25 protein-coding genes are annotated in these 26,598 nt (G+C 45.9%); 11 read left to right on the forward strand and 14 right to left on the reverse strand.

Annotated elements, in window-relative coordinates; genetic code table 11:
• Positions 1-42: 42 nt before the first annotated feature.
• Both D9Y29_RS09995 and D9Y29_RS10000 read left to right on the forward strand, forming a co-directional pair.
• Complete coding sequence (locus D9Y29_RS09995) at positions 43-327, forward strand: hypothetical protein (protein ID WP_164735347.1); 285 nt, start codon at positions 43-45, stop codon at positions 325-327.
• Between the two features lie 12 nt (positions 328-339).
• Positions 340-1,116 (forward strand): queuosine precursor transporter, encoded by a 777-nt coding sequence (locus D9Y29_RS10000; protein ID WP_127127598.1) that lies wholly within the window; start codon positions 340-342, stop codon positions 1,114-1,116.
• A 10-nt stretch (positions 1,117-1,126) separates the two neighbouring features.
• Here D9Y29_RS10000 and D9Y29_RS10005 read toward each other — a convergent pair whose 3' ends face one another.
• Together D9Y29_RS10005 and D9Y29_RS10010 are read right to left on the reverse strand one after the other, a co-directional pair.
• Positions 1,127-1,636 (reverse strand): GNAT family N-acetyltransferase, encoded by a 510-nt coding sequence (locus D9Y29_RS10005; RefSeq protein WP_127127600.1) that lies wholly within the window; start codon positions 1,634-1,636, stop codon positions 1,127-1,129.
• A gap of 10 nt (positions 1,637-1,646) precedes the next feature.
• Entirely contained in the window at positions 1,647-2,366 is a 720-nt protein-coding gene (locus D9Y29_RS10010; RefSeq protein WP_127127602.1) for a PrsW family intramembrane metalloprotease, read from the reverse strand.
• A gap of 60 nt (positions 2,367-2,426) precedes the next feature.
• On the opposite strand from D9Y29_RS10010, the gene D9Y29_RS10015 reads away from it, so the two are divergent.
• Together D9Y29_RS10015 and D9Y29_RS10020 are read left to right on the forward strand one after the other, a co-directional pair.
• Positions 2,427-5,252, forward strand: a complete 2,826-nt coding sequence (locus D9Y29_RS10015; RefSeq protein ID WP_127127604.1) for a TolB family protein — start codon at positions 2,427-2,429, stop codon at positions 5,250-5,252.
• 377 nt (positions 5,253-5,629) lie between these two features.
• Positions 5,630-6,016, forward strand: coding sequence for a hypothetical protein (locus D9Y29_RS10020; RefSeq protein WP_127127606.1), 387 nt, complete (start codon positions 5,630-5,632; stop codon positions 6,014-6,016).
• A gap of 94 nt (positions 6,017-6,110) precedes the next feature.
• On the opposite strand, the gene D9Y29_RS10025 is transcribed toward D9Y29_RS10020, so the two are convergent.
• Together D9Y29_RS10025 and D9Y29_RS10030 are read right to left on the reverse strand one after the other, a co-directional pair.
• On the reverse strand, positions 6,111-7,169 hold the full coding sequence (locus D9Y29_RS10025) for a response regulator (protein ID WP_127127608.1): 1,059 nt from the start codon (positions 7,167-7,169) through the stop codon (positions 6,111-6,113).
• Between the two features lie 21 nt (positions 7,170-7,190).
• On the reverse strand, positions 7,191-8,816 hold the full coding sequence (locus tag D9Y29_RS10030) for a sensor histidine kinase (protein WP_127127610.1): 1,626 nt from the start codon (positions 8,814-8,816) through the stop codon (positions 7,191-7,193).
• A 280-nt stretch (positions 8,817-9,096) separates the two neighbouring features.
• Between D9Y29_RS10030 and D9Y29_RS10035 the strand changes: the two genes are divergently transcribed.
• Positions 9,097-9,810: a hypothetical protein gene (locus D9Y29_RS10035; RefSeq protein ID WP_127127612.1), complete on the forward strand. Its 714-nt coding sequence runs from the start codon at positions 9,097-9,099 to the stop codon at positions 9,808-9,810.
• Positions 9,811-9,914: 104 nt separating this feature from the next.
• On the opposite strand, the gene D9Y29_RS10040 is transcribed toward D9Y29_RS10035, so the two are convergent.
• The 5 genes from D9Y29_RS10040 to D9Y29_RS10060 all read right to left on the reverse strand — a co-directional run bounded on the left by D9Y29_RS10040 (position 9,915) and on the right by D9Y29_RS10060 (position 16,302).
• Positions 9,915-10,586, reverse strand: coding sequence for an HAD-IA family hydrolase (locus D9Y29_RS10040; RefSeq protein ID WP_127127614.1), 672 nt, complete (start codon positions 10,584-10,586; stop codon positions 9,915-9,917).
• 17 nt (positions 10,587-10,603) lie between these two features.
• A complete protein-coding gene (locus D9Y29_RS10045) occupies positions 10,604-11,623 on the reverse strand; it encodes an SDR family NAD(P)-dependent oxidoreductase (protein WP_127127616.1) in 1,020 nt (339 codons plus the stop codon).
• A gap of 111 nt (positions 11,624-11,734) precedes the next feature.
• Positions 11,735-12,574 (reverse strand): AraC family transcriptional regulator, encoded by an 840-nt coding sequence (locus D9Y29_RS10050; protein ID WP_127127618.1) that lies wholly within the window; start codon positions 12,572-12,574, stop codon positions 11,735-11,737.
• Positions 12,575-12,620: 46 nt separating this feature from the next.
• Complete coding sequence (locus D9Y29_RS10055; RefSeq protein WP_241237888.1) at positions 12,621-13,238, reverse strand: peroxiredoxin family protein; 618 nt, start codon at positions 13,236-13,238, stop codon at positions 12,621-12,623.
• A gap of 403 nt (positions 13,239-13,641) precedes the next feature.
• Positions 13,642-16,302 (reverse strand): valine--tRNA ligase, encoded by a 2,661-nt coding sequence (locus D9Y29_RS10060; RefSeq protein WP_241237889.1) that lies wholly within the window; start codon positions 16,300-16,302, stop codon positions 13,642-13,644.
• A gap of 527 nt (positions 16,303-16,829) precedes the next feature.
• Between D9Y29_RS10060 and D9Y29_RS10065 the strand changes: the two genes are divergently transcribed.
• Positions 16,830-18,107, forward strand: a complete 1,278-nt coding sequence (locus D9Y29_RS10065; protein WP_241237890.1) for an exonuclease domain-containing protein — start codon at positions 16,830-16,832, stop codon at positions 18,105-18,107.
• A 32-nt stretch (positions 18,108-18,139) separates the two neighbouring features.
• A complete protein-coding gene (locus D9Y29_RS10070) occupies positions 18,140-18,640 on the forward strand; it encodes a hypothetical protein (protein ID WP_127127622.1) in 501 nt (166 codons plus the stop codon).
• A gap of 123 nt (positions 18,641-18,763) precedes the next feature.
• On the opposite strand, the gene D9Y29_RS10075 is transcribed toward D9Y29_RS10070, so the two are convergent.
• The 3 genes from D9Y29_RS10075 to D9Y29_RS10085 all read right to left on the reverse strand — a co-directional run bounded on the left by D9Y29_RS10075 (position 18,764) and on the right by D9Y29_RS10085 (position 20,736).
• Positions 18,764-19,027: a helix-turn-helix domain-containing protein gene (locus D9Y29_RS10075; RefSeq protein WP_127127624.1), complete on the reverse strand. Its 264-nt coding sequence runs from the start codon at positions 19,025-19,027 to the stop codon at positions 18,764-18,766.
• 147 nt (positions 19,028-19,174) lie between these two features.
• The gene (locus D9Y29_RS10080; RefSeq protein WP_127127626.1) at positions 19,175-19,456 is read right to left on the reverse strand and encodes a helix-turn-helix domain-containing protein; all 282 of its coding nucleotides are present in this window, start codon (positions 19,454-19,456) and stop codon (positions 19,175-19,177) included.
• Positions 19,457-20,028: 572 nt separating this feature from the next.
• The gene (locus D9Y29_RS10085) at positions 20,029-20,736 is read right to left on the reverse strand and encodes a Crp/Fnr family transcriptional regulator (RefSeq protein ID WP_127127628.1); all 708 of its coding nucleotides are present in this window, start codon (positions 20,734-20,736) and stop codon (positions 20,029-20,031) included.
• Positions 20,737-20,865: 129 nt separating this feature from the next.
• Between D9Y29_RS10085 and D9Y29_RS10090 the strand changes: the two genes are divergently transcribed.
• The 4 genes from D9Y29_RS10090 to D9Y29_RS10105 all read left to right on the forward strand — a co-directional run bounded on the left by D9Y29_RS10090 (position 20,866) and on the right by D9Y29_RS10105 (position 24,446).
• Entirely contained in the window at positions 20,866-21,447 is a 582-nt protein-coding gene (locus D9Y29_RS10090) for a class I SAM-dependent methyltransferase (RefSeq protein WP_127127630.1), read from the forward strand.
• Positions 21,448-21,482: 35 nt separating this feature from the next.
• On the forward strand, positions 21,483-22,103 hold the full coding sequence (locus tag D9Y29_RS10095) for a class I SAM-dependent methyltransferase (protein WP_127127632.1): 621 nt from the start codon (positions 21,483-21,485) through the stop codon (positions 22,101-22,103).
• Positions 22,104-22,121: 18 nt separating this feature from the next.
• Positions 22,122-23,783 carry a SulP family inorganic anion transporter gene (locus D9Y29_RS10100; RefSeq protein ID WP_127127634.1) on the forward strand — a complete coding sequence of 554 codons (1,662 nt, stop codon included), beginning with the start codon at positions 22,122-22,124 and terminating at the stop codon, positions 23,781-23,783.
• Positions 23,784-23,987: 204 nt separating this feature from the next.
• Positions 23,988-24,446, forward strand: coding sequence for an FKBP-type peptidyl-prolyl cis-trans isomerase (locus D9Y29_RS10105; RefSeq protein WP_127127636.1), 459 nt, complete (start codon positions 23,988-23,990; stop codon positions 24,444-24,446).
• A gap of 681 nt (positions 24,447-25,127) precedes the next feature.
• Here D9Y29_RS10105 and D9Y29_RS10110 read toward each other — a convergent pair.
• Complete coding sequence (locus tag D9Y29_RS10110; RefSeq protein ID WP_241237891.1) at positions 25,128-26,117, reverse strand: ISAon1 family transposase; 990 nt, start codon at positions 26,115-26,117, stop codon at positions 25,128-25,130.
• Positions 26,104-26,472 (reverse strand): ISAon1 family transposase N-terminal region protein, encoded by a 369-nt coding sequence (locus D9Y29_RS10115; protein WP_127127640.1) that lies wholly within the window; start codon positions 26,470-26,472, stop codon positions 26,104-26,106. The genes D9Y29_RS10110 and D9Y29_RS10115 overlap by 14 nt, the downstream gene beginning before the upstream one ends.
• Positions 26,473-26,598: the final 126 nt, after the last annotated feature.

A 26,598-nucleotide genomic window follows, 5' to 3' on the forward strand; every position in this document is an offset into this window, starting at 1 on the left:
CGGGTTGAACAAAAATTATGCAATTTTACACCAACTTGGGATATGCGTAAACTATTATTTTTCTGCAGGGTGGCCTTTCTCTGCAATATTTGTTTCATGTTGGCCTGGCTCATTCAATACCTGCCTGTATCACCTCACGGGTATATTGCGTCAACCATCGTGGTGCTGGGAACAGGACTGGCGGTGATATTGAACATTGTGGTGAACTTTTTTGTAATTATTTCACTTTTGCAGAAAAAAATGGACTGGTCAGTATTCCCCCGCTGGCTGATAATCGCTAATTTTCTTTTTCTCATTTTACAGATGGTCATTTTACTTTTCAATTAACCTTCTTTATTCATGATCCATAATATTATCCGTGATAAATCCACCCGTCTCTTCCTCTTTCTTGGTAGTTTTTTTATTGCCAATGCCATCATTGCCGAAGTGATCGGCGTAAAGCTTTTTTCATTGGAGGAAACACTCGGTTTCGAGAAAGTGAATTTTACTTTGCTGGGAGAGAGCGGACTGAGTTTCGATCTTACCGTAGGCGTGCTTACCTGGCCCATCGTTTTCATCATGACGGATATCATCAACGAATACTATGGCGTGAAGGGGATCAGGTTCCTCAGCTTCATTGCAGCAGGACTGATCGCGTTCTCTTTTCTCGTTTTCTTTTTTGCCATCAGAACAACGCCCGCCAACTGGTGGATCCCATCGCAGGAAAAGAATGGCGTACCTGATATGCAGGCTGCCTACCAGCAGATCCTGGGGCAGGGTATGATGATCATCGTGGCATCGCTAACTGCCTTCATGATCGGGCAGGTAACGGATGCCACCATCTTCAAACGTATCAAAAAATTAACCGGTGAAAAGAATATCTGGATGCGCGCCACACTCAGCACACTGGTGTCGCAACTGATAGACACTATCGTGGTGCTGTATCTATATCTTTATATATCACTGGGATTTTCTTTTGCAAAAGTGACTGCCATCGGCATCGTCAATTATACCTACAAATTCCTCATCGCCATTGTAATGACGCCTGTGATCTACCTGGTGCATGCACTGATAGAAAGATATCTGGGTAAGGACCTTGCCCGGGATATGAAGAATGCAGCTATGCGTGAAGGTTAGTGGCTGATCTCTATAAAAGCTTTTCCATCACATAATCATTCATCTGGAATCCATTGCCGATCTCGATGTCTACTACTTCAATCACTTTGAAGCCCTGTTTCTCGTAAAAGGATTTGGCTTTGTTCTGCCGGTTCACATTGAGATGTAATGTATGTCCGCCATCATCCAGGATCTGTTCTATAACGAAGTCAAGCAATGCACGGCCAACGCCCAGTCCCTGTGTTTTGGGATGTACGTAGATCTTGTGGAGTTTGTAAATGCCCATGTTCCCAATTGGACCGAAAGAAGCGAAACCAACAGCTTCTTCATCCATTTCTGCAATGAGAAAGCGGTGATGTTGTTTGGTGATCTGGTCGTTCAGGGATTCCGGGCTGTAAGACATGTCCAGCATATAATTCAGTTGTGCCTCAGTGAGGATCTCGCCGTAGGTAACAGGCCAGATCTGTTGAGCCAGATAGCCGATAGTGGGGATATCATCGAGATCGGCGAAGCGGATCACCAGTTCTGCACTTGTATTCATAAGGACAATATTATGGATTTTCAAAAACTTCTTTGGATAAATTCTGATGAATGCGAATGGCTCTCCAGGCCAGTCTCATGGCAATCCAGTAGCAGACGACAGCCCCGAAGGCGAGTATGCCGTTAGACACATACCTGGTAACATTCGGATTCTTCTGGAGGAATAAAAAGAAATCGAAACCGCCATGGAAAACGATGGCCAGCAGGAGGCCGGTCAGCAGTCTAAGCACCGGCCGGTGGTGATCGAATTTAGCCAGCCCGGCATGGAATCCCATCAGCACCCCAAAGGCAGCATGTGCAGGAACGGAAAGGAACATACGCAGTACGCCGGTAGCAAATCCATTTTCCAGCACATACCATATATTCTCGAAAGTAGCAAAGCCCATGCTGACCATCACGCTGTAAATGATCCCGTCAAAGGGCTCATTGAATGCAGGTTGCCGGTAGGCGTAGAACCGGAGCATCAGGAATTTGCTGCCTTCCTCACTAAATGCCACCAGCACAAATGCAAAAACAACATAATAAGAAATGGAATAGGGAGAGAAGCTTGCATCCAGCACTGGCTGGAACTTTGTCTGGAAGATGATTGCCGGAATTGTACTGGCAACCCCCAGCATAAAGGAGATCACCAGGTTCCTTAGCGGCTCCCTGTCGTATTTGTCCCTGGAATAAATGAAAAATGCAATTGCCAGTCCGGGCGCCAGCGCTAATGCCAGAAGAGAAAGGACCATAATTCAAAAATAAACAAAAGGGCCGATGGTGTAAATCCAAAATGTCTTAATTTTCCTTTCATGCGTAAATCACTGTTCCTGGCCTTCCTTATCAGTAACTGCTCCGTAATATTTGCCCAACAGTTCGGAGGCCATCCCCCTTCCACCCGCTGGCGTCAGGTAAATACAGACTCTGTACGGGTGATCTTTCCGGCAGGCCTCGAGCGGAGCGGAAAGGAAGTGGCCGGTATCATTCACCGCATAGGCCAGCAGCCGCAGGGCTTGCTGGGCAACAGGCTTCGCAAGATCAGCATTGTGCTGCAGCCGAATACCACCATCTCCAATGGTTATGTTGGACTGGGCCCCTGGCGCAGTGAATTCCTTCTTACACCACCACAGAACAGTTTTCAGCTCGGCAGCCTGCAATGGGAACAGAGCCTGGCATTGCATGAATACCGTCATGTTGAACAATACGCCAATTTCAGGAAAGGCATTTCCAAACTTGCTTACCTTCTTTTCGGGGAACAGGCGCAGGACCTGGTGAACAGCGCTGCCGTTCCCAACTGGTTCTTCGAAGGGGATGCAGTATACCAGGAAACGATCCTCAGCCCGCAGGGCAGGGGACGGGTACCCGCTTTCTTCAATGATTACCGCTCGCTCTGGGCCGGTAAGAAACAATACAGCTGGATGAAACTGCGCAATGGATCGCTGCGCGATTTCGTTCCCGATCATTACCGTCTCGGTTATATGATGGTGGCCTATGGCCGCGAAAAATACGGGGAAGATGTCTGGCAGAAGATCACCAGCGATGCCGTTCGCTTCCGCGGGCTGTTCTACCCGTTACAACGCGCTGTAAAGAAATATACCGGGGAAGACTATGCGCAGTTCAGACAACATGCCCTGGAAAAATTCCGGCAGCCATTCAATGATAGTAACCGTACTGCCGTGGATGACTGGGCTGACTCACAAAAACATTTTTCCGGCAATGCTGAATTCCCGCAGTGGCTGAACGATCATACGCTTGTGTATGTAAAAAGCAGCTACAAACAAATACCTGCATTTGTGAAGAAGGATATTGTTACCGGCGATGAATCCAGATTACGTATAAAGGATGTTTCAATAGATGCCAGTTTCTCGCTCCGCAACGGAAAGATCGTTTACGCTGCGTATGAACCTGATATCCGCTGGAGCTGGCATAACTATTCCGTGATCAAATGGCTGGATGTGGCCAGTAATGAACAAAGAACGCTCACCCGCCGTACGCAATTATTTGCTCCCGATATCAGTGAAGACGGCAATACTATCGTAGCCGTAAAAGTGGAGCCGGGCGCCAATCCCGAATTGCAGTTCATCAGCAGTGCAGATGGCAGTCTGCTGCGCAGCCTTCCCAATCCGGATACACTGTTTTACACTTTTCCAAAATTTGCCGGCAATAATACAGTGATCACCGCCGTGCGCAACAATGCAGGCGAGATGGCGCTGGGCTCAGTAGACCTTGGATCGGGGAATATGATATACCTGACGCCATTTTCGCATAACGTGATAGGGTTTCCGGCAGTGCATAAAGACACGATCGTTTTTACGGCATCCGAAGGAACGCTCGACAGGCTCTTCATGATCGCAGGCTCACAGCTCTATCGCCTGCAGCCTGAACAGGCTTCCGGCTTCACCGGCCAATACCAGGCGCAGGTGGCATACGGACAGTATACTTATTCCGCTTTCACAGCCGCCGGCGATCTGCTCCAACTCGGACGCATAAGCGCCAATAATATCATTCCCGTTGATGCGAATGTTTTTACCACGCCTGCATCCGCACAGGGTGTAAAGGAAATAGCGCAGAACAAATACAAACCCGTCACGGCTATGGGACCGGATTCTGCCTTGCCGGTGACTCATTACTCCAAAGGATTCCGTCTTCTGAATATCCATAGCTGGCGCCCTTTTGTGGATGACCCCGACTACACCATTTCAGTGATCGGTGAGAACGTGCTCAATACCCTGCAATCGGAAGTTTATTTCAACTACAACAACAATGAGAAGAACAAGGAAGTAGGATTGAATTTCACCTACGCGCAACTCTTCCCCTGGATCAGGCTGGGTTCCAATTTCATCATGGACCGACCATTTGATTATGACGGAAGCTCACTCTACTTCAATGAATGGAACACCTATGCAGGACTGAGCATTCCGTTGAACTTCAGTAAGGGCCGGTCCTTGCGTTCGCTGAATTTTGGAGCAGACATCGCTTACAAGAAACAATATGTGCAGGGGATGTATAAAGATACTTTCGATACGGAAGGTTTCGCATATATCCGACCGTATGTAAGTTTCGTGAACCAGGTTCAAACTGCCAGGATGCATATCCTTCCGCGCTGGGGGCAGAATATCCGGCTCAGTTACAACCGCGCTGTGAGCAGGCTGGATGCCAACCAGTTCCTCGCAACCGGTTACTGGTATTTTCCGGGTCTTGCACCCACGCATAACCTCGTATTCAACACCAGCTTTCAGAAAAGGGATACGCTCCGGAATTATATCTTCTCCAGTAGTTTTCCTTTTTCGCGTGGCTACAATGGCGTGAACTATCCCGAGATGTGGAAGCTGGGAGTGAATTATCATATTCCATTATTGTATCCTGATTTCGGGATCGCCAATATCGTGTACTTCATGCGCGTGCGCGCCAATCTTTTCTACGATCATACCAATGGAAGCTTTCACAGCAAAGGCACCAGGTACTCCAATGAGCTGCGTTCCTATGGTACTGAAATTTATTTCGATACAAAATGGTGGAACCAGCACAATGTAACTTTCGGGTTCCGTTACAGCCGTCTGCAGGATGGAGCTTTACAGGGACTGGGAGCCAACCAGTGGGAGTTCATCATGCCGGTGAACCTGCTGGGAGCGCGGTAGGCCAGGATAAGAAATTTTCATTACAACAATGGTACTGATGGTGGTCACCGGGAAGCTGACCCCGATCATATAAAATGCGGTCGTAGGTCATTGATCCTGGCTTAAGCCTGATGTAAGTTTGCGTTTTGAAATCCGTAACTGCAGTTCAATAATCCTTGTGTTAAACCGTAAGAAAACATCCAATTATCCATTTCTAAAACCAAAGGCATGTAGTAGCAAATTGGCAAATAGCAACTCTTACCATGCTGGACGCGGCATGGTTCTCTTTCACTGACCACGGTCACTCAAATTCCTTACCATTGTCATTTCCTGCCGGGTCCACGGCTGTTATTTTTGCCTGTACGCGTTTTGTAATCATTATTTGGAAAAGGAATCAAATGGTCAGAATACAATTAAGAATCAAAAGATACCGTCAGGCGATCCATACCTGGAGAAGAATGCTGGTATTCCTCACAAATGAAAATAATGAATCAAAACTGAGGCTGGGAGAGTTCATTAAAGACACAACCACATCGGCTACATTGATTGAAGACGCTGAACAATACATGGTCCTTTTTACGCAACAGGATGAAGTGATCCATATAGCCAGGGGAGATATCGCAGCGCTGGAACAACTATTGACGAGGGAAAATTTTGAGCAGGAAACAACATTCAAAAGGATCGATAAAAAACATAAACAGTTGAACAGGGAAATGGAAAAGCTGGAAAGAGAGTTCAACGCGCTAAAATTCAAATTCAACACGTTCCTGACAGCAATGTCATAACAGCACTTTTCATAAGTGGAATAGGTTAATAAGATAACCTCATCAGAGCAATCCTGAAGCCGGATGTCTATCCGGCTTATTTTTTTGCAGGTTGCTAGTTCAGCATTTGCCCAAGCTTCTTTTCATTGAGAACAGTGATCCTTCCTTCTTTGATATCGATCAGTTTCTCCGATTTAAAATCGCTGAGTGTCCGGATCAGTGATTCCGTGGCTGTGCCTGCAATAGATGCGAGGTTTTCCCTGCTGATGTCGATTGTGAAGGTTTCTTCTCCCGAGCTCTTATACTTTTTTTGCAATGTCACAAGTGCATCCGCTACTTTCTTTCTTAGGGAATTGTATGCCAGTCCCAGGAGTTGTTGTTCCTTTTCAGTAATGTTCCTGGCCAGCAGTTGTATGAATTTGTGCATCACGTCCCGGTTGTTGTTCATCAGCTCTTCAAAATCTTCCCTGGGGATCACGGCCAGCTCAGTATCTTCAAGGGCCTCTGCAGTTTCCTTGTAGGATGTGCCCTCCAATAGCGCCAGATAGCCTAAAAATTCACCTTCATTGAATAAACCAGTTACCAGGTCCTTACCTTCCTCATTGGTCTTGAAGGTGCGTACCTTTCCTTTCTGAATGAAGAATAATTTGGAAGGCGTATACCCTTCAGCGTAAATCTGGTGTTTCTTTTTATACTTGTTGATATTCCTGTCTTCCGAAAGATTCTTCAGCAGATCTTTGCCGTTGCTTGATTTAAGCAATGTATTCAGTCCATAAAGATCGGCAGGCAATTCCTGCTTTGACAGGTCCAGTTTTTTGAACCTGCTTTCCACAGCATTCAATAATTCCGTTCCGGTGAATGGCTTGGTGATATAATCATCCGCTCCAAGTTCCATACCTTTCCTGATATCTGACCTTTCGGCTTTGGCAGAGAGGAAAATGAAGGGTGTATGCTGAACACCGGGTTGTTTGTGAAGCATATGGAGCACTCCATACCCATCCAGAACAGGCATCATAATATCACAAATGATCAGGTCTGGTTTTTCCCTGAGGGCGCTTTCCACACCTGATTTGCCATTTTCGGCTGTGATCACCTGGTAATTGGCCATCGACAAGATTTCCGCGGTGTTCTCACGGATATCGTTATTGTCTTCAATAAGCAGGATTTTTTTCATGGGAAGAAAGTTATGGTCAGTTTACTTTTGATTTTCATTATACGGTTCTGTAATGGGCGGTAACGGAACTTTCACAGTGAACAAAGTCCCTTTTCCCAGCTCACTGTCACAATGAATGGAACCTTCCAGCAATTCTACATAACGCGCCACAATATGCAGGCCGAGGCCCGTACCCTGAATATTCACGGCATTGGCGCCGCGGTAAAAGCGTTCGAATAAATGTTCGAGGTCTTCTTTAGCTATACCTATTCCATAATCCCGTACACTTATGATCAGCCATTCAGGTGTAGATGTGCTTGATATTTCGATATGGGAAAGTTCCGGGGAGAACTTGATTGCATTGGCAACCAGGTTCAGCATTACGTGCTTAAGTAAAGAAAGATCACTGGTAACCGTTGCGGCGCCGGTATGACGGTAATTGATCTTCTGCCCGGTTTTCAACAAGCTTCCCAAACCCCCGATGATCTGAAGAATCTCGTCTTTGATATTGAATGTAACAGGCCGCACCACGATCTTCCCTTCTTCGATCTTGCCTACTGAAAGGAAATCATTCAAAATATCTGTTAGCATATTAACAGAGGAAACGATCCTTTCGATATGTTTTACACGATTCGGCTGACTCTCTGTTGTAGCGTACTTTTCCAGTAAATAAGCGGAGGAGAGGATCGTACTGAGCGGGGTCCGGAATTCATGGGAGGCCATTGAGACGAACCTCGATTTCAACTCACCCAATTCCTTTTCCTTTTCCAGAAGTTTTTTTAATTCACTTTCCGATGCTTCCAGTTGCCTCAATACTTCGGTCAATTGCCTGGTCCGGTCTAACACTTTCGATTCAAGTTCATCATTCAGTTTTTTGATCTCCACTTCTGCGCTTTTTCGGATGGTAATATCACTTACAAAAGCGATCACGAATTTTTCTTCATTCACGCTATAGGTTCCCAGGCTCACTTCCACAGGAAATTCAGTGCCATCTTTTCTTACAGCATACAGGTCCATGCCGGTTCCCATCGGCCGGTTCTGCGGCCGGTTTGTAAAGCGGGTACGGTGATTAACATGCTTTGCATGAAATCTGGATGGTATCAACAATTCGATTTCCCTTCCCAGTACTTCCTGTTCTGCATACCCGAACAATTGCAGGGCAAAAGGATTTATCCGCACGATCTGGCCATGAATATTACCTATCACGATCCCTATTGAAGCATAATCTATGAATGCTACGGATAGCTGTTGTTCACCGGCAAGACGATCCTCAGCCAGCTTCGACCGGTCCATATGCCCGATTTGAACAAAAAGGAATTGCCTTCCTTCATACTCAAACGGACTGATATCGATCCTTCCCCAAAAAGTCTTACCTGTACTGGTAATGAACTCAGTTTCGCTTTTCCATGTTCCCTGCTGCACGGCAATTGATATTATCTCTGAGGTCTCCTTCTCCGTAAGGTGGTTTTTGAAGAAGAAAAAGTTCTTGTTGCTGTTCAGTTCCCCGGTATCGGTGAGTTCAAAAATCCTCAAACCCTGCTTGTTCACATACACATACTGGTCCCTCTCTTTATCGATAACTCCAAGGAATGCAGTGGTGTTCCGGGAGATCACCTGAATGAGTAATAAATGGAAGTCCGCATTATTGAATTGAGGTGATATCTGCATGCCGGTTCATTTACCTGAAGAATGCGCAACTAAATTGTTGGAGCAAATGCTCCGCCCTTTGAACGGGGAGCTGGGGAATATCTTCCGCGTTACATATTCGTTCAACCGCAAACGCTTTCGATATTCCAATATAAATAAAATTGCTCAAAACTTACCATGAAATTTCCGGCGATAGTTTTTTGATGGTAGTGCTGCTCCTTGTCAGTCTCATCCTGATGACCGTCATTGGGTATAGCCCTGTCAGCGGGGTAAATTTGAACAATAATTAAAATCAAGGAGTATGAGGGCCAACAAGTATTGCTATGAAAAACAAAAGGAGTTTTATAGTGATTTCAATACCCTGTATGTTCAGGATATGAAGCATTACAATGGTTTTGTATACAAATTGTATTCGCCAAAGGAGGAATACATCAGGCAACTCCTGGAACATCCGTTCAACCAGGAAGTGCTGGACAGGAATTATACCGTTGATATTTTGCGGGACTTGAAAACCAAACTGTTGCCATTTATCTCAAAGACCATCAAAAAAGTAGCCCTCACCATAAAAGCTTTGAAGAAACTCACGGGATTGCCTGATTACGATCAATCCTTGCTAAAGCAACAAATGGATGCCACAGAGAAACTTCATTTATTATTGGTGATGTACAGGTTAGATCTCCTGACGCCTATGGCGAAGGAATTACAGCAGTTGCTGAATAGTAGCGATAGGGTGTCCAAAATGGAAATAAGTTCACAACAGTTAGCGGGTATTGAAAATATTATGGAGAGTACGATAGGGTCAATGGGCAGGAGGAACAATTCCCTGGACAATCTCTTCACGGCTCCACCTGGAAAATACGGACATCCCTTACTGGTAGAACAGGTGTTGGAAGAAGTACGGTCCACAGTTCAGCAGATAAGACTACTTGGTAGCATGAATAATAAAATGATCCTGTTGGTGAGGCGGTGGAAAAAGAACAGGGAAGTGCATGAGCAGCAGGAAATTCTCAATTGAAGCTTCTGGTAACCCCTTTATACGTATGCCCCGGTGTTGTTGACAAAACCGGCAATGAAAATTGCCGGTTTTATGTATGTCTGGCAGTAATTAATGCTTTTTATTCATTTCAAGAGATATGTGATCTGACGGGTGTTGCTGATCTTCAAGGCTCCGTCTGAGGTGATTGCAGTAGTGAGTTCGGTGTAATCGGCAATGGCCGGGTGATCGTTTTCCATTTTTTTGTGATGGGTAGCAGTGATCACAAGAACCTGTGAACCGGCTCTTTCACCTGCCAGTATGCCTGCAGGAGAATCTTCCAGTACCAGGCATTTGTTTGCAGAGGTGCCGAGTTTTACGGCAGCCAGTTGAAAGCCGTCGGGTGCAGGTTTGCTGTTGGGCACATCTTCCGCTGTGATCATCAATGGAGGCAGTGGCAATCCTGCCGCCTGGATGCGGCGTGTGGCGAGTTCCCTGGGCGCCGATGTAACTACAGCCCACCGGTAAGGACTAAGCGCTGCCAGGAAAGCCGCAGCGCCGGGGATGGGCTCAATACCTGCCACATCATCGATCTCCGCCAGTGTAAGCGCGGCTGCTTCAGCTACCGGGTCAATGCCGGGCAAAGCAAGGCGGCGAATGGTTTCAACAGCCTGAATACCGTGAATGGTTGGTAAAAAACTTTCTACATCGATGCCATTGCGCAAGGCCCAGGCGGTCCAGACGCGCTCAGCAGATTTGATAGAGTTCAGGATGGTGCCGTCCATATCCAGAAGTACGGCGTCGATCTGTAATTGCATAATGCGAAGTTACTGATTTATTGGAGCCTGAAGCGGATGCCAGTGATGGTTTCAGTGAGATCCCACAGGCGCCTGGCGCTGTTTTCGTCTAAGGAATACTGTTGTACGCCGCTTTCGTGAAGTTTTGCTCTGGAAGGGATGGATGGATCGGAGGAGATGAGCTCAGCGATATCCCCATCTTCACAATACACGCCGCCGATATTGTTCAGGGCAGCGCTGGTGGCTGCCCATACTGTTGTGGCAGCGCCCTGGGGAACTGTCTTCAGGGAAGCCAATACCTCCGGTCGCAGGTTGCCGTTCTCATCCAGGAAGCCCATTTGTTGGAATAATTCAACCGGGGCTTCCCTGGCCAGTTCTGTTCCACCAATAGAGCCCGGATGTACTGAATAAGCCCGTACGTTGAATTGTTTGGCGCGATTGTCGAGTTCCAGCGCAAAGAGATTGCTGGCTGTTTTGGATTGACCATATGCCTGCAAAGTTTCGTATGTACGATGCCGGAAGTTAGGGTCCTCAAAATTGAATGGCGACATATGATGTCCGAGTGATGAAACATTCACCACTCTTGCGCCGTTGGCCTCTTTGAGAGCCGGCCAGAGTTTGGCTGTGAGGTGGAACTGCCCGATATAATTGGTGGCCAGTTGTGATTCGATGCCACGGTCATCTTTGCGGAAAGGCACCCACATGATACCGGCATTATTGATGAGTAAGTGAAGCGGCCTGTGTGAAGCGATGAATTTTTCCGCGAAAGCATCGATGGATGCAGGCTGCATAAAGTCCATCGCCTCAATCTCAACGTTTGCGGTCCCCTCCAGGTTCTTTTTCGCTTTTTCCACATCCCTCGCCGGAATGATCACGGTGGCGCCTGCTGCCGCCAGTGTCTTGGCGGTCTCGAGACCGATACCTGCATTGCCCCCGGTTACGATGGCGGTCCTCCCTGTGAGGTCAATTCCTTTTATTACATCAGAAGTGGTGGATTGAGCATTGAAGCCTGTCCTGATTGGCTGTTGAAGAGCGCCCTGGTAATTGTTCTGTATCATTTTGATTTTGTTTTGTTGATACAAAAGTAGAGCGCCGCATCCCGGGCAGCTTTGTTTTAAAGACCGAATTGCTTTGTTCAAAAGATCAGCAACCGCTTCTGCTTAATGGCCTCAGTAATTCCTGAAATCTGAAATATTTGTTCCGGAATACATCTTGAAAAACCTGCTGAAATGGGCCGGACTTTCAAATCCCAGTTCGTAAGCTATCTCTTTTGCAGACTTCTCCGTATAATGAAGAAAGCGCTTGGCTTCCAGTACAATCCGGTTGCGGATCAGAACAGACGGTGCGGGCTGTTTCAATATGGCAAACACATTGCTTAAGGTTTTGGGAGATTTATTGAGTGCAGCAGCATAAAATTTGACCTCATGCCGGTTCTTGAAATTCTCTTCGAGCAGTATCGAGAAATTTCGGACGATGTCCATTTTTTCATCGGGAAATTGCTGGTAGCTTTCGCTTTGGAGCCTGGCGATCCTGGTTGTATTTATGATCATTCTTTTCAATAAGGTTCGCAACATCTCTCCCTGAAACTTATCTTTCAACATCAGCTCATTGGAAAACACTTTTTCCAGGTGGGTCAGTTCACTGACTTCCTCTTCGTTCAGTGTAATGAACATTGGGTGCCTGATCCCATAAAAAAGAAAACCTGCACAACCCACTTCAGCATCGTGATGAAGAATGCAATAAAACTCCCTGTTGAATTGCCAGGCTGTGAGTTCCTCTGGACGCTCGAATACAAAATGCTGATTGGAAACCAACGGGAGAATACTCCGGGATGGCATGGTATATACGATCTCATCAATCACCACTTCCTGTGCTTCTCCTTTGTTATAAGCAAAGGTATTAACGGGAAAGGGGCCTGGATTTTCTAGTCCCTTTCCCGTTAATGACTTGTTGCCGCTGTGCATAACAAATCGTGCAGAAGTCGCCTTTTCGCTATATTCTTTCGTCATGGGGATCATAAAAGTAATGCAATACGGCTTACATTAATTCATGTTCCTAAAGATCCTTCCTGATGCTGGTTGCCGCCGCTTTCAGCAGGTCCGGGCTTAGTCTTTCTTTGAAATCCGGGTTGATGTATTCGAATTGTATCGTTCCTGTTTTATCCAGGATAAATACGGATGGTACGGGAAGCAGCAAGTCCACGTCTTTACCGCCGGTTGTTTTTGGGAGCAATTCCCAGTAGGGTTTTGGGGCTTTGTAGGCGATGCCTACCTGCCTGGACAGTGCAAGGTCCGGATCGGACAGCAGGGTATAATTCAATTTTTCCTTTGTTGCCGATTGATTGAGCCCTGCAGGAGCATCTGTACTGACAGCTATCAACTGGTAACCCAGCTTTTCCAGATCAGGAAGTACTTCCTGTAAAGCTGAAAGTTGTTTAATGCAATAAGGGCACCAGCCGCCCCGGTAAAATACCAGGATGGAAGGTTTCGCGGAAATGGCCTTGTTCAGGTCAAAGCTTTTACCCGCTGCATCTGAAAGTATTGCAGCTGGGATCTTTTCTCCGTAAAGTAATGGACTGATGTCTTCCGGCTTTTGTGGAATTGTGTTAGTACCCTGTTTCATTTCCGTTTTATCCACGGGCCCATTTTTCACCTGTGCATGAATTGTTCCCATTGAATAAAGCATAAACAATGCTACAACGAGCGCGATACTTTTTCTGTTTATCCTCATTTTACGATCTTGATTGGTTGCACAATTTTTTTTTGAAATCATATAACGAAGATAAAGCGGGGAGTAAGTAGCTGCCGTATCCGTACTTCCCGTTTTGTTGTCTGAATTTCCCGAAATGTATAATTCTGGAAGGCATGGGGGAACTAAAAATGCAGGAGGTTAGGGGGCTGATTAAAAAGCTACCATTTTATAATTTCGGGGAGCCCACTCGCTCGCCTCCCGGCGAGTGAGTTTTATTTAGTCGCCTCTGCCGACGCGGTGTTCGCCGGGAGGCGAACAAATAGAAGTCACTCGCCGGGAGGCGAGCGACTGGCAGCTTCCCGATATCCTTCGTTTATTTTTCTACTTATTGCAAATGCGATAAGCTCTCTTCGATGATCTTCATTTTTTCCAATGCATCGGCTTTCTTCTTTTGTTCATTGGCCAGCACTTCCGGTTTTGCATTGGCAACGAATTTTTCATTGCCGAGTTTCTTTTCTACAGAAACGAGGAAGCCCTTCAGGTAGTCCAGGTCTTTGAGAAGCTGCTCTTTCTGGTTGCCTGTTTCCATTGGTTTTTCAGTAGCGATGCAGAACCTGTCTTTACCGATCACGATGGTAATGGTATTGGCAACAGTTTCGTTCACAAACTGCATCTCCGTAGCGTTTGCCTGTTTGACCAGAATAGGCTTCACCGCTTCATATGCGGCCTGCTCATTGGTTTGAATGTATACAGTGATCGGGTCTTTTGGTTTCATCTGGTTCTTCTGACGAAGATCGCGGATGCCGCTGATCGCATCTTTGAGGATATTACCCTGACGGATGATATTGGCGTTGATGGAACCGGGGGCGGTGAATTGCTTCACGCAGAGATCATCTGTTCTTTCTGCCAGCAGGTGATATACTTCTTCTGTAACAAATGGCATGAAAGGATGCAGCAACTGCATCAGTTCGCTGAAGAACTCAACAGTTTTGTCATAAACTGCTGAAGGCATCGGCTCTCCGAAAGGAGGCTTCACCCATTCCAGGTACCAGCTGCAGAAATCGTCCCAAATTAGACTGTACACGGTTTTCAGGGCTTCGCTCAGTTTGAAGTCCTTGTACAGTTTTTCCATTGTTGCTTTAGCATCCTGGAGGCGGTTATCGAACCAGTTGATGGCGAAATGATCAGTGATTTCTCCACCGGGCGCCTGGTTGGCTTCCCAGATCTTCACCAGCTTCAGTGCATTCCAGATCTTGTTGTTGAAGTTACGGCCCTGCTCAGGCGAAGTTTCATCGAACAGCAGATCATTACCGGCGGGGGCGGAGATCATGATGCCGAAACGAACGGCATCGGCTCCTGAAGCCTCTATCAGTTTCAGCAGGTCGGGAGAGTTGTTGAGCTGCTTGCTCATCTTTCTACCTAATTTATCGCGCACCATTCCGGTGAAGTAAACATCACTGAATGGTTTCTCGTTCATATACTCCATACCGGCCATGATCATACGCGCAACCCAGAAGAAGATGATATCCTGTCCGGTTACCAGTACGGATGTGGGGTAGTAGTAGTTGATATCCTTGTTGCCGGGTTCTGTGATTCCTTTGAACACTTCGATGGGCCAGAGCCAGCTGCTGAACCAGGTGTCGAGTACATCTGCATCCTGTGTGAGTTTGGCTTCCGTTCCGAATTGTTGCTGGTAAGCGGCATTGGCGTCGGCTTCCGTTTCGGCTACAACGAAATTGCCTTTGTGGTCATACCAGGCAGGGATCTGTTGTCCCCACCAGAGCTGACGGCTGATACACCAGTCCTTAACATTTTCCAGCCAGTATTTGTAGGTGGCCAGGAATTTATCGCCGGGATGTATGCGCACATTGCCGCTGGTAACTGCGTCGAGGGCTTTGTCTGCCAGGGAGCGCATGGCCACGAACCATTGGGTGGAAATGCGCGGCTCCACTACGGCATTGCTGCGCTGGGAGAAGCCTGTCCTGGTCTGGTATTCCTCTTCTTTGATCAGCTGGCCGTTATCGCCCAGCATCTTCACGATGCTGATACGGGCTTCAAAGCGGTCTTGCCCAACACAGATCTCTGCAGCGGCGCTGAGGGTGCCGTCTGCATTGAGGGTATCGATGGTGGGCAGGTTATGTTTGAGGCCGAGGTTATAGTCGTTGATATCGTGTGCCGGCGTCACTTTCAGGGCGCCGGTACCGAATTCCTTATCTACATAATCATCCTGGATGATGGGGATGGCGCGGTTCACGAGTGGCACCAGCACTTTCTTTCCAAGGAGATGCGTATAACGGTCATCAGTAGGGTTTACACAGACTGCGGTATCGCCCATAATGGTTTCCGGGCGCTGGGTGGCGATGGTGATGAAGTCGGCAGTAGGTTTACCATTTTCATCGGCCACGAAATATTTTACATAGTACAGTTTGCCCTGTACATCGCGGTATTCCACTTCCTCATCACTGAGGGCGGTTTTGGCGGCGGGATCCCAGTTGATCATGCGCGCGCCGCGGTAGATCATACCTTTCTTGTAGAGGTCTACAAACACTTTGATCACCGCCCGGTAATAGTCGGTATCCATGGTGAAGGCAACACGGTCCCAGTCTACGCTGCAGCCGAGTTTTTCGATCTGGTGATAGATGATGCCGCCGTATTTCTCTTTCCACTCGAATGCGTGTTTGAGGAATTCTTCGCGGGTGAGGTCGGCTTTTTTGATGCCTTTCTCTTTTTCGAGCATCTGCACCACTTTGGCTTCGGTGGCAATGGAAGCGTGATCGCTGCCGGGCACCCAGCAGGCATTGAAGCCGCTCATGCGGGCTTTGCGAACGAGGATATCCTGCACCGTTTCATTGAGGGTATGCCCCATGTGCAGAACGCCGGTAACATTGGGAGGAGGGATCACCACGGTGAATGACGGGCGACCATCCGGTTTGCTGTTGAAATATCGTTTTGCTTTCCAGTGCTGAGACCACTTGTCTTCTGCCGAAGCCGGGATATAATTCTTACTTAATTCCATATCAGTGAATGCATCTTTAAAGGATTGCAAAGGTAGGCATTATGGGGCTGGAAAAGAAAAAACCGGCCCCATCGGATGATGAAAACCGGTAATACATTGAGTGGACATTCAAGTAAGCGTGTAACAGAGGTCCTAGAGGCCGTACCAGTACAGGTAGGTCAGGAACATGATCAGGGCCAGGAATCCCAGCGCAATGAGAGCAACCTTTAGATTTTCCCCTAATTGATTCTGTTTTTTCATTTCTAACACGTTTTTAGTCATAACCGATAAAATTTAAGTTTAAGCGGTGTTCATGGGATACGTAGTCAGGAGAACGAATCAGGCTTTTGTGTCTTTGTCCGGGGTTTCTACAGTCAGATATACGGGGTCTTTCCAGGAAGGGTTGGATGTAAAGTTAGTACAAGGTTTTTACCGGTGCAAGCCTCATTTTTTTTCTTCTTCTTGCTACCTTTATAGCCCTTATGTATGCCATTGTTGATATAGAGACTACCGGAGGACATGCTGCTGGCAATGATATTACAGAAATTGCCATTGTATTGCACGATGGTTAAAAGATCGTGCAACGCTTTGAAAGTCTGGTAAAACCGGATAGAGCTATTCCATACTATATACAATCGCTCACCGGCATCTCCACGGAAATGGTGGCCGATGCGCCACGGTTCGAAGAGCTGGCGGCCACTGTACATGAATTATTGAAAGACCGGGTGTTTATTGCACATAATGTTAATTTCGATTATTCCTTCGTCAAACATCATCTCTCCGCTGCCGGTTACAACCTGGACGCCCAGAAACTTTGCACTGTAAGGCTCAGCCGGAAAGTATTTCCCGGCTTGCCGAGTTACAGCCTGGGCAATCTTTGCCGGGAATTCGGGATCAGCAATGAACAAAGACACAGGGCAGGAGGAGATGCCGATGCCACCGTAAAACTGTTCGAGCGTTTACTTCAGAACAATGCCGGACCGCATATTGCACAATTTATCCGTAAAAAATCAACTGAACAATCGCTCCCGCCTCATCTGTCGAAAGAGGTAGTTGACCGGTTACCTTATACACCCGGCGTGTATTACTTTCACGACATCAAAGGCAAAGTGGTGTATGTTGGAAAAGCCAAGAACCTCAAATACCGCGTTCGCAGCCACTTCACACATAATGGCGCGGGAAGGCAGCGGCAGGATTTCCTCCGTAATATCCATGATATCAGTTTTGAAGAGACCGGCACAGAACTGATGGCCTTCATTCTCGAAAGCGTGGAGATAAAGCGGTTATGGCCTGAATACAACCGCAGCCAGAAAAGATTCACACCTTCGTTTGGCTTATACCGTTATGAAGACAGGAATGGTTATATCCGACTGGCCATCGATAAACAAAAAAAACACCTGCAGCCACTGTACACTTTCAACCTCCTGATTGAAGGGCACCGGCTTATGCGAAGGATGATGGAAGCTTATCATCTTTGTCCAAAGCTTTGCTTTGTTCAAACCGATCACAGCGCCTGTGTGGGCGTGGAAGGGCAACCCTGCAATGGCGCCTGTGAACAGAAAGAACCCGTGGATGTTTACAATGCAAGAGTGGAAGAGGCCATTGCCTACCTGGAACAATTATTGCCCAGCTTTGCCGTTGTTGGGGAAGGAAAGAACCGTGACGAGCAGAGCTGCATCCTGATGGAGAAGGGGCGCTTCTATGGAATGGGCTACCTGCCTGGTGATGCAGCCGTAAACGATCTGGAAAGCCTGAAGAATTTTCTCACACGCTATTCCGAGAACGACTATATACGCGGACTGGTGTATCAATACGCCCACCGTTACCCGAAACATAAAGTTGTTTTCCCCGGATAAACCAGATTGAAATATAAAGATCAAATTACAGTATGAAGAGAGTTCTCATTGTCCTTATCCCTTTTTTAGTTTTGGCTTGTGAATCCGCACCCGGAAAGAAAGAAGAGCCAACTGCTCCGGCAGCAAAAGAAGTTGTCAATCCCGCAGATAATATACCTACTGAAAGAAAAGAAGTGAAAAAAGAAGCGGTGGCCAGTTATCGTGTAAGGACGGATGATCCGCTGAACGATTTTTTCTTTGGAGTGGAATTGTTTGAAACGAAAAAAACTTTCCACTACCTGATGAAGCTGGAATTTGAGACCATCGAAGGAAAAGATACATTGAGACTGCCCAATTTTGGCGTCATGCCTGAGCCTGTGATCAAAAAAGGACCAGAGAAATATTCCGCTATCATTGGATTTATGGATAAAGACAAACAGTTCCGCGAATACAAGAAGGTTTACGTGACAGGGAGCAAGCTGAAGGTGACAGCGCTGAAGCATTATGGGGTGAGTACTTATCAGCCGCAGGCTAATGCAGATTCCAACAAATAGATCATCCTTTCAAAATAAGCGCTCAATCAAGCCGGCTGGTTTTTCTTGATTCCGGTCAACAAAAGGCGTGAAAGAAATTAACGGGAAAATTTAAGCGGTTAAATTCGCCAGCAGTCAGGTAGGTCATTTCTTAAAGCTGATCACCTGGTCGATGCTGAGATTGAGGCTGTATACCACTTTGAGGAGGTTGCGGACGTTCACGTCTTCGCCATCGAGCATACGTGTAAGAGTGCTGCGGGACACGCCGCTTTCATAGGCGAGATCGTCCAGTGAGATTTCCATCTGTATCCTTTTCTCTTTAAGGATCTTTCCGATGCGGGAAAAGATCTGATCAATTTCACTATCCGACAATTGTTTTACAGTCGGTTGTTTATCACTCTTTGCCATACCACGAATTTGCCCAAATAACACAACCTGTAAAATCCTATGTTTGGAGACACTTATTTGAGAGGTCAAAAATAAAGATTCATATATGACACTTTTATCAATCTGTTTATCTTAACTTTACTTTCTCATAAAGCGCTGATATTTTTCTTATTTGGAAGTTTTGTGGGGGATAGAGCTGAATAATTCCTCAGGAGTGGTGCCCAGGCCTCTCACCACTTTGAGCAGGCTTCTGAGTGTGAGGTCCTGTCCTTTTTCAATGCGGATGAGGCCGCTGCGGGAGATATTGATCTGGTAGGCAAAATCGTCAATGGTAGCGTTGAGCGCTTCCCTTCTTTCTTTCAGCATTTTGCCAATTGCAAGATGGATTGCGTCAATCTCTTTTTCTGTGATGGTTGGAATAACTACTTTCTGTTTTGCCTTACGTGCCATTCTACGAATTTGCCTAATAAACCCCGTCTGTAAAATCCTTTATAATCAGCCTATTAGATAAATATTCAAAAATAAAATTCATTAAAGTGTACTTTAATTATGAAATACTTTATTTTTATGCTGTAGTATGATCTGATTGAAGAGAACTCTCAGGAGTTCCTTCTTCAATGTAATTATGCGAACCTGTGCTGTTCGCTATTTACTTGCCTGGACAAAAGTTGCGTTTTTTTCCTAAAGGACAAGTGATAGTGTAAGCGCACCCGTTATATATTTGCAACACAAATATGGGGTGCGCTCCTGTCAAATTTGTTCCTTTAGAGGTATCGCAACTACCGGTTCAGGGCAAATTTGCGGAGCGCACCCCGTAGTTTTTTAGGTGGCTCCTTCTCAACCAGTCATTTTTTTCAACTAGGATAAGTAAGGTTACTGGAATTGATTAGTACGGTTGCCGGTATTCCTGCCGGGAACCAGCTTTGAATGAAAGGAGCCCCGTCTTGTGCAAGACGGGGTTATTTTTGCGCAAGTATTGGTTAAATTACTACAGTGGATATTTTTACCATCCTGAATTAGCCTTATTTGAAATTGGTGAGTTCGATCAGTTTATTGATATCATGTATCACGATTTTCCTGCCCCTTGTTGACAGGATACCCTGGTCCTTGAATTCAGAAAGAATACGTACAACGTTTTCCCTGGCTGTTCCTACAAAATTAGCAAGGTCCTCCCTTGACAGATTGATCTCTACGCTCATACCCGGTTGAAAATTCTGTTTGTATTTTTCGCGAAGTACAATCAGTTGAAGCGCGAGTCTTTCACGCACTGAGTGCTGGCCCAGTAATGCCAGGCGGTTTGCCAGAACTGTGAATTCATGGCTCAGGGTTTTCAGTAAGCGGCTGTTCAGTATAGTTGAATGTTGGATCGTTTTCAGAAAATCCTCTTTGGGAATAAAATCGATGATGCAGTCTTCCAGTGCAGCAGCGGAATCAGGGAACCGTTCTTCAGATAAGATGGCATGATAGCCTATCAGTTCACCTGTATTGGCAACGTATATTATCTGTTCGCCGCCGCGTTCGATGGCTTTATATTTTTTTACTTTTCCTTTTTTGATATAATAGATGCCGGTAGGGTAGAAGCCTTCCTTGAAGATCGTTTCACCCTTGCCATACACGTGTTCGGTGCTGTTGGCAGTTAGCATATTGTAATCATCCTCCATCAGGTTGGCGAGTATCGACTCACTCTTGAAATCCCATTTGTCTATCGGAAAGATCCCTCTTATACTCATGTTTTCACCCCGAAGGTTTAGAAGTAATAAAAATCACTTTTTAATGTGATAAAACGATGTGGCAGGCCAGCAGCCTGCCTGATAACTTTGTTCGGATGAACGCTGCCAAAAGTACAAAAATGGAATCATATGATGGACAGGTGGTTTAGCTCTGAAAAACAGCTGCATTATTTATATCCTCCTTCTATCCGCGCCCTGGCGGCCAGGCATTGGACACCTCTTGAGATCAGTAAGATGGTGGTGGACTTTCTGGCGCCCGAAAACAATTCCCGTATACTTGATATTGGAAGCGGCGCAGGGAAATTTTGCCTGGCAGCAGCTTATTTCAAGCCATTGGCAGAGTTCTTCGGTGTAGAGCAGCGTAAACATTTGGTGGTCCATGCTGAAACTGCCAAAGCTGTGCTCGGTATGAAGAATGTACATTTCCTGCATCAGAATATCACGCAGGTCGATTTTACGCAATTCGATCATTTTTATTTTTTCAACTCATTCTATGAGAACCTCGAGAATACTGAAAAGATCGATGATTCGGTAATGTGCTCTCCGCATCTTTACAATTACTATAACCGCTGCCTGTACAAAAAGCTCGTTACAGTGGCTCCGGGAACCAGGCTGGCCACTTTCCATTCTGCTGGAAAAATGATACCGGCGGAATTTCACCTGGTGGAAGAGCATGCTGCAGGACTATTGAAATACTGGGTAAAAGAATAATAATTGAAGGTCATTCTTCGCCTAAATCAATCTGTATGACTTTGGTAAGAAAATCAACGGGTATCCACAGGTATTTTGCCAGTGAGCAAAGTTTCTGTGAACTGTATTCCCCTTCAATCAGAGAATTGAACCGGATGCATTGGGCGCCACTACGGATCGTGCAAAAAGCTGTTCAATTCCTGGCAACCCGGCCGGGTATGAATATACTGGATATCGGCAGTGGGGCAGGGAAGTTTTGCCTTGCCGGCGCATATTATCAACCTGCTGTATCGTTCTCCGGCGTTGAGCAAAGACAATACCTGATTGATGCAGCAAGGCATGCGAATGAAAGGCTGGGAGAACTGAATGTGAATTTCATTTGCAGGAATTTTACGCAGCTTGATTTCAGTGAATTTGATGCTTTCTTTTTTTACAATTCATTTTTTGAGAATCTGCCGGGTACCGATAAGATAGATAACAGTCTTGAATACACGAAAGAGTTATACGACTATTACACGTACTATCTGAGCCGTAAACTTTCTGAACTTCCCGTAGGCGTGAGGGTTGTTACCTATTGCAGCTGGGATGACGAAATCCCACAGGGATACCGGTTGGCAAATAGTCAGGAAGAGGGGCTGCTGAAATGCTGGATAAAGCAAAGCGAACAAATATTGTAATCACACAGCCAATTCATTATGTTCAGGCCGGTAATATTGGATACCATCAGGAATTACTCAGCCAGGGATCTGGCTAAAGACCTGCTTGCCGGATTGATTGTGGGAGTGGTGGCTTTGCCTTTGGCAATTGCGTTTGCCATTGCTTCCGGCGTTTCGCCGGAGAAGGGGATTTATACTGCTGTGATCGCCGGTTTTATCATTTCTTTTTTTGGTGGCAGTAAGGTGCAGATCGGAGGGCCAACAGGCGCTTTCATCATTGTTGTTTATGGAATAGTGCAACAATACGGCACTGATGGCCTTGTTGCAGCTACGCTGATGGCAGGTGTAATGCTGATGATAATGGGTTTTGCAAAATTGGGAACAGTTATCAAATTCATACCATATCCCCTGGTGGTAGGATTTACAAGTGGGATAGCTGTGATCATATTTTCTTCGCAGTTGAAAGATCTTTTCGGTTTCCCGATAGAACAGCTGCCTGCAGATTTTATGGAAAAATGGAAAACTTATTTTGTCGCAGCGCCTGGTGTGAACTGGTATGCCTGTTCAATTGCCGCAATAACGCTCATGATTGTCATAGCCTGGCCGAAGCTGACGCATAGAATACCCGGATCTCTTATTGCAATCCTTGTTTGTTCGGTAATTGTTCATGTATTGGACCTGCCTGTTGAAACTATTGGCAGCAGGTTTCCTGCAATTCCTTCTTCGCTGCCAGCGCCGGTATTTCCCGGTATAGATCTCGCTTCTGTAAAAAAACTGGTGCAACCTGCATTCACTATTGCATTACTGGGTGGGATCGAATCGCTATTGTCGGCGATGGTTGCCGATGGCATGACGGGTGACAGGCACAGATCAAATACAGAACTGGTGGCGCAGGGACTGGCCAATGTGTTCTCAGCTACTTTCGGAGGCATCCCCGCCACCGGCGCCATTGCCCGCACTGCCACCAATGTGAAGAACGGAGGAAGAACACCTGTTGCGGGAATGGTACATGCATTGACCTTATTGCTGATCATCCTGTTTGCAGGACAATGGGCTGCGATGGTCCCCATGGCTACCCTCGCAGGTATACTGGTGATGGTGGCATACAATATGAGTGAATGGAGAAATTTCCGTGCAATTACCAAAGGGTCGGGGAGCGACCTGGCTGTATTGCTGACATCATTCATTCTGACTATCATGGTTGATCTCACGGTAGCCATCGAAATAGGGTTCCTGTTGGCTGTTTTTTTGTTTATGAGAAAGTTGATCCAGTCGACCAGTGTAAAGATCCTATCGATCGATAAAGAGGAAAACGGTAATGCTGGAATTCTGGAAAAGGATCACCCCAAGATACCGGATGGAGTTGAAGTATTTGAAGTGACAGGTCCTTTGTTCTTTGGCGCTGCTTATAAGTTCAAAGATGCCATCAGGGTGGTAGGGAAGCCTCCGCGGTTCCTGGTCATCCGCATGGGAAACATTCCGGTTATTGATGCAACAGGTATCAATGCTATTAAAGAAGTACATAAAGAGATCAGTAAACAAGGTGTGAAATTGATACTGTCTGAAGTTACTCATGAACAGGTATTGAATGAACTGAAACGATCCAGATTGTTGTTTGCAATCGGAAAAGCCAACGTGACCAAAAGTTTCGAAGCGGCTTTGAAGAGATGCATCATTTTGAAAGAAGGTAGCTTGACCTGAGCTATCCGGCAGATCCATAACCCTAAGCCGTTTTCATTAGGAAAACGTGAAGCCCCGCATTTGCGGGGTTTCTCATTAAGTGTCCTTAATCGATGTGCCTATTATGATTTCAATCATTCAGGTCGTTTCCTGAGCAGAAGTGTTCTATTATTCCGATAAATATACCAGCACCGTATTATATTTGTTCTTAAACTTATAATCTACATGCGTTTATTTAATCTTGTTTCCAGTATGGTACTGGTTTTGACTCTCCTGGGATGCAGTAATAAGGATAAAGGTAATAGTTGCACTACAGCAGCAGAAGATGATGCAAAAATGCAAAAATATATTGCAGACAATGGCGTTTCAGCTACTAAACATGCCAGTGGTTTGTATTACCAGATCATTGAGCCGGGTACAGGTGCAATTCCCACCATCAACTCAACCGTGAAAGCGAAATATACAGGCACGTACACCAACAAAACTTCCTTTGATAGCGGAGAAGCCAGTTTCCCGCTGGGTGGCGTCATTGAAGGCTGGCAATTGGGTATCCCACTGATCAAACAGGGAGGAAAGATAAAACTGATCATCCCACCTTACCTGGCTTATGGATGCAATGATTACAGAGGGATTCCGGGCAATTCTGTGTTGGTGTTTGATGTGGAATTGTTGGAAGTGAAATAGGAGATCACTTTTTGCGAAATAAAAAAAGAAGTACAATCTTGTGCTTCTTTTTTTGGGTATGGGAGAGCGCTAAAACTGCACTTCGCCAAGCTTTTGAATATATTGCCACAGACTCGCCACAAGCCGTCCAGGCAGTAATGAATGAGATCGTCGGCGCAACGCTTACTTTGGTTCAGCATCCTGAACGACATCATCCAGACAAGTTCAAGAAAAAACAATGATGGTAGCTGGCGGGCTTTTGAACTTCATAGATTCAGAATTTCTTATGAAGTAACAGAAAAGAAAATCCGGATTGGCACCCAGTTAAATAATTTTCAAACTCATCTACTTCAATAAATTTGACAGTACCGATGATGGATTCAAGCCCCATCTATTTATTCGCACCATACTGATTAGTCTTTGAGTAGCAATCCTGATTATTTCGTCCTGCAAAGCTGAGGTAGCTCCATCCGGAGGGCGTTTGCTATTATGATCAATTGAACTCATATACCCAAAGTTGTTGAGTGAATGGACACAGAAGGAGGTAGCTAGCAAGCCCGGAGGAGAAATACCATTTCCTTGGTTCGACCTTCCCGGAAAAATTCACTTTTAAAGATGGAACAGTTCGAACCAATTCCGATAATGTTATCGTTCAGGCGCTATTCCCTATGGATCAAGTAAAATTTCTGGGGACTGATTTTTCTAGGCATATAGTTTAGACAATCTGAACAGGAAGAATTTGATATCTCTAACACCTCTGGCTGATGCTCTAAATGCCTTGATCTTAGCATTGAAGGATTCCGCTGAAGCATTGGTGCTTCTGTTGTCAAAGAAGTTCAGTATGCCGTCATAATGAGTTATCATAGTTCGGGACACTGTTCTGAAGGTCTCTATGCCAGCATCAACCACTTGATTATGCCACAACGCCATCTTTATATAGGCTTCTTCCTTGCATTTACAATGACGGAAGATTTCAGCCAACCTCATAGATAAATCATAAGCTTGCTTCACTTTGGGATAATGTTCAAAGAGTAATTCGGCCCGTTGTTTTTGTGAAGGAGTCCACTTGATCTTTTGTTTGAATAATAAGTAGCGGCTGCGGGCCAAAAGTTGCTTGGGTGAGTCACCATTAGGTAAGAGTTGCTGAACGTAAGTCTGTTTTGCTTTTCTTGCCCGTGCGATCTGCTCGTTCTCTTCATCTATCGCTTGCCAGCGGTATTTGATGCGGATCTCTTGAACGGCTTCACCAGCCAGTTGTTGTATGTGGAAGCGGTCGATAACCCGCTTTGCAAAAGGGAAACAACGTTTGACGATCAGGTTCATGTTAGCAGCCATATCCAGGGTGACCTCCTGCACACGCTTCCTTACCCGCAAACTCACGCGGGATAAGACTTCCTCCACCCGGTCAGCCAGTGTTCCCTTCACCATAGCCACCAGTGCGCCTTTGCCACCCCTGGCTGCTTTATTGGTGATGATAGTGTAAAGCTCATCATTGGACAAAGCTGTTTCATCAATGCTTAGGTGGGTGCCCATGTTTTCTTCGAACAGCATCCACTCTGAAGCATGTTCCTTTTGATCCCAGTCTTTGTAATCGCTGATATGATGTTTGTATTGCTGTTGAAGTAGTTTGCCATCCAGTTGATACAGACGGCCCAATTGATGGCAACTGATTGGATGATTATCCAAGTGCACCTTTTAAAAAAAGCGCGAACTCTTTGGTGAGTCGTGCTCCCTGCATTACCAGGTCCCAGTTGCGTGATACGATTTCTCCGGTGCTGACTATCTCCCAGCGTCGGCGGCGGATACTTAAGATTACTTTCTGATCACGGATGGGAAAATCTTGTACTCTGACTTCAGGCAGGATACCTTTGGAGTGAAGTGTTTGATCCTTGTATTCAGTTGGTGGAAGATTCTTTTCTTCTAAAAACAACACCAGCCCTTCTTTGTCTTTTACTATGTGGGTTAACTCAAAATAATCCAATGTTCCAGCGGGCAATAAATAACCCATCAATTCTTTTAGCGTGTCCTGTCCTTGAGCTTTATTCATCTGGCTGCAAAACAACAGATTTCTTATAAATCCCCCAACTTTTCAACCTGATCCTTCCCTATTCGCGCCGGACGCGGCTTTTCGCCAAAAAAAAGAAGGAAGTACATTTTATTTTGTACTTCCTTC

It is taken from the genome of Pseudoflavitalea rhizosphaerae, assembly GCF_003991355.1.
GTDB classification, from domain to species: domain Bacteria; phylum Bacteroidota; class Bacteroidia; order Chitinophagales; family Chitinophagaceae; genus Pseudobacter; species Pseudobacter rhizosphaerae.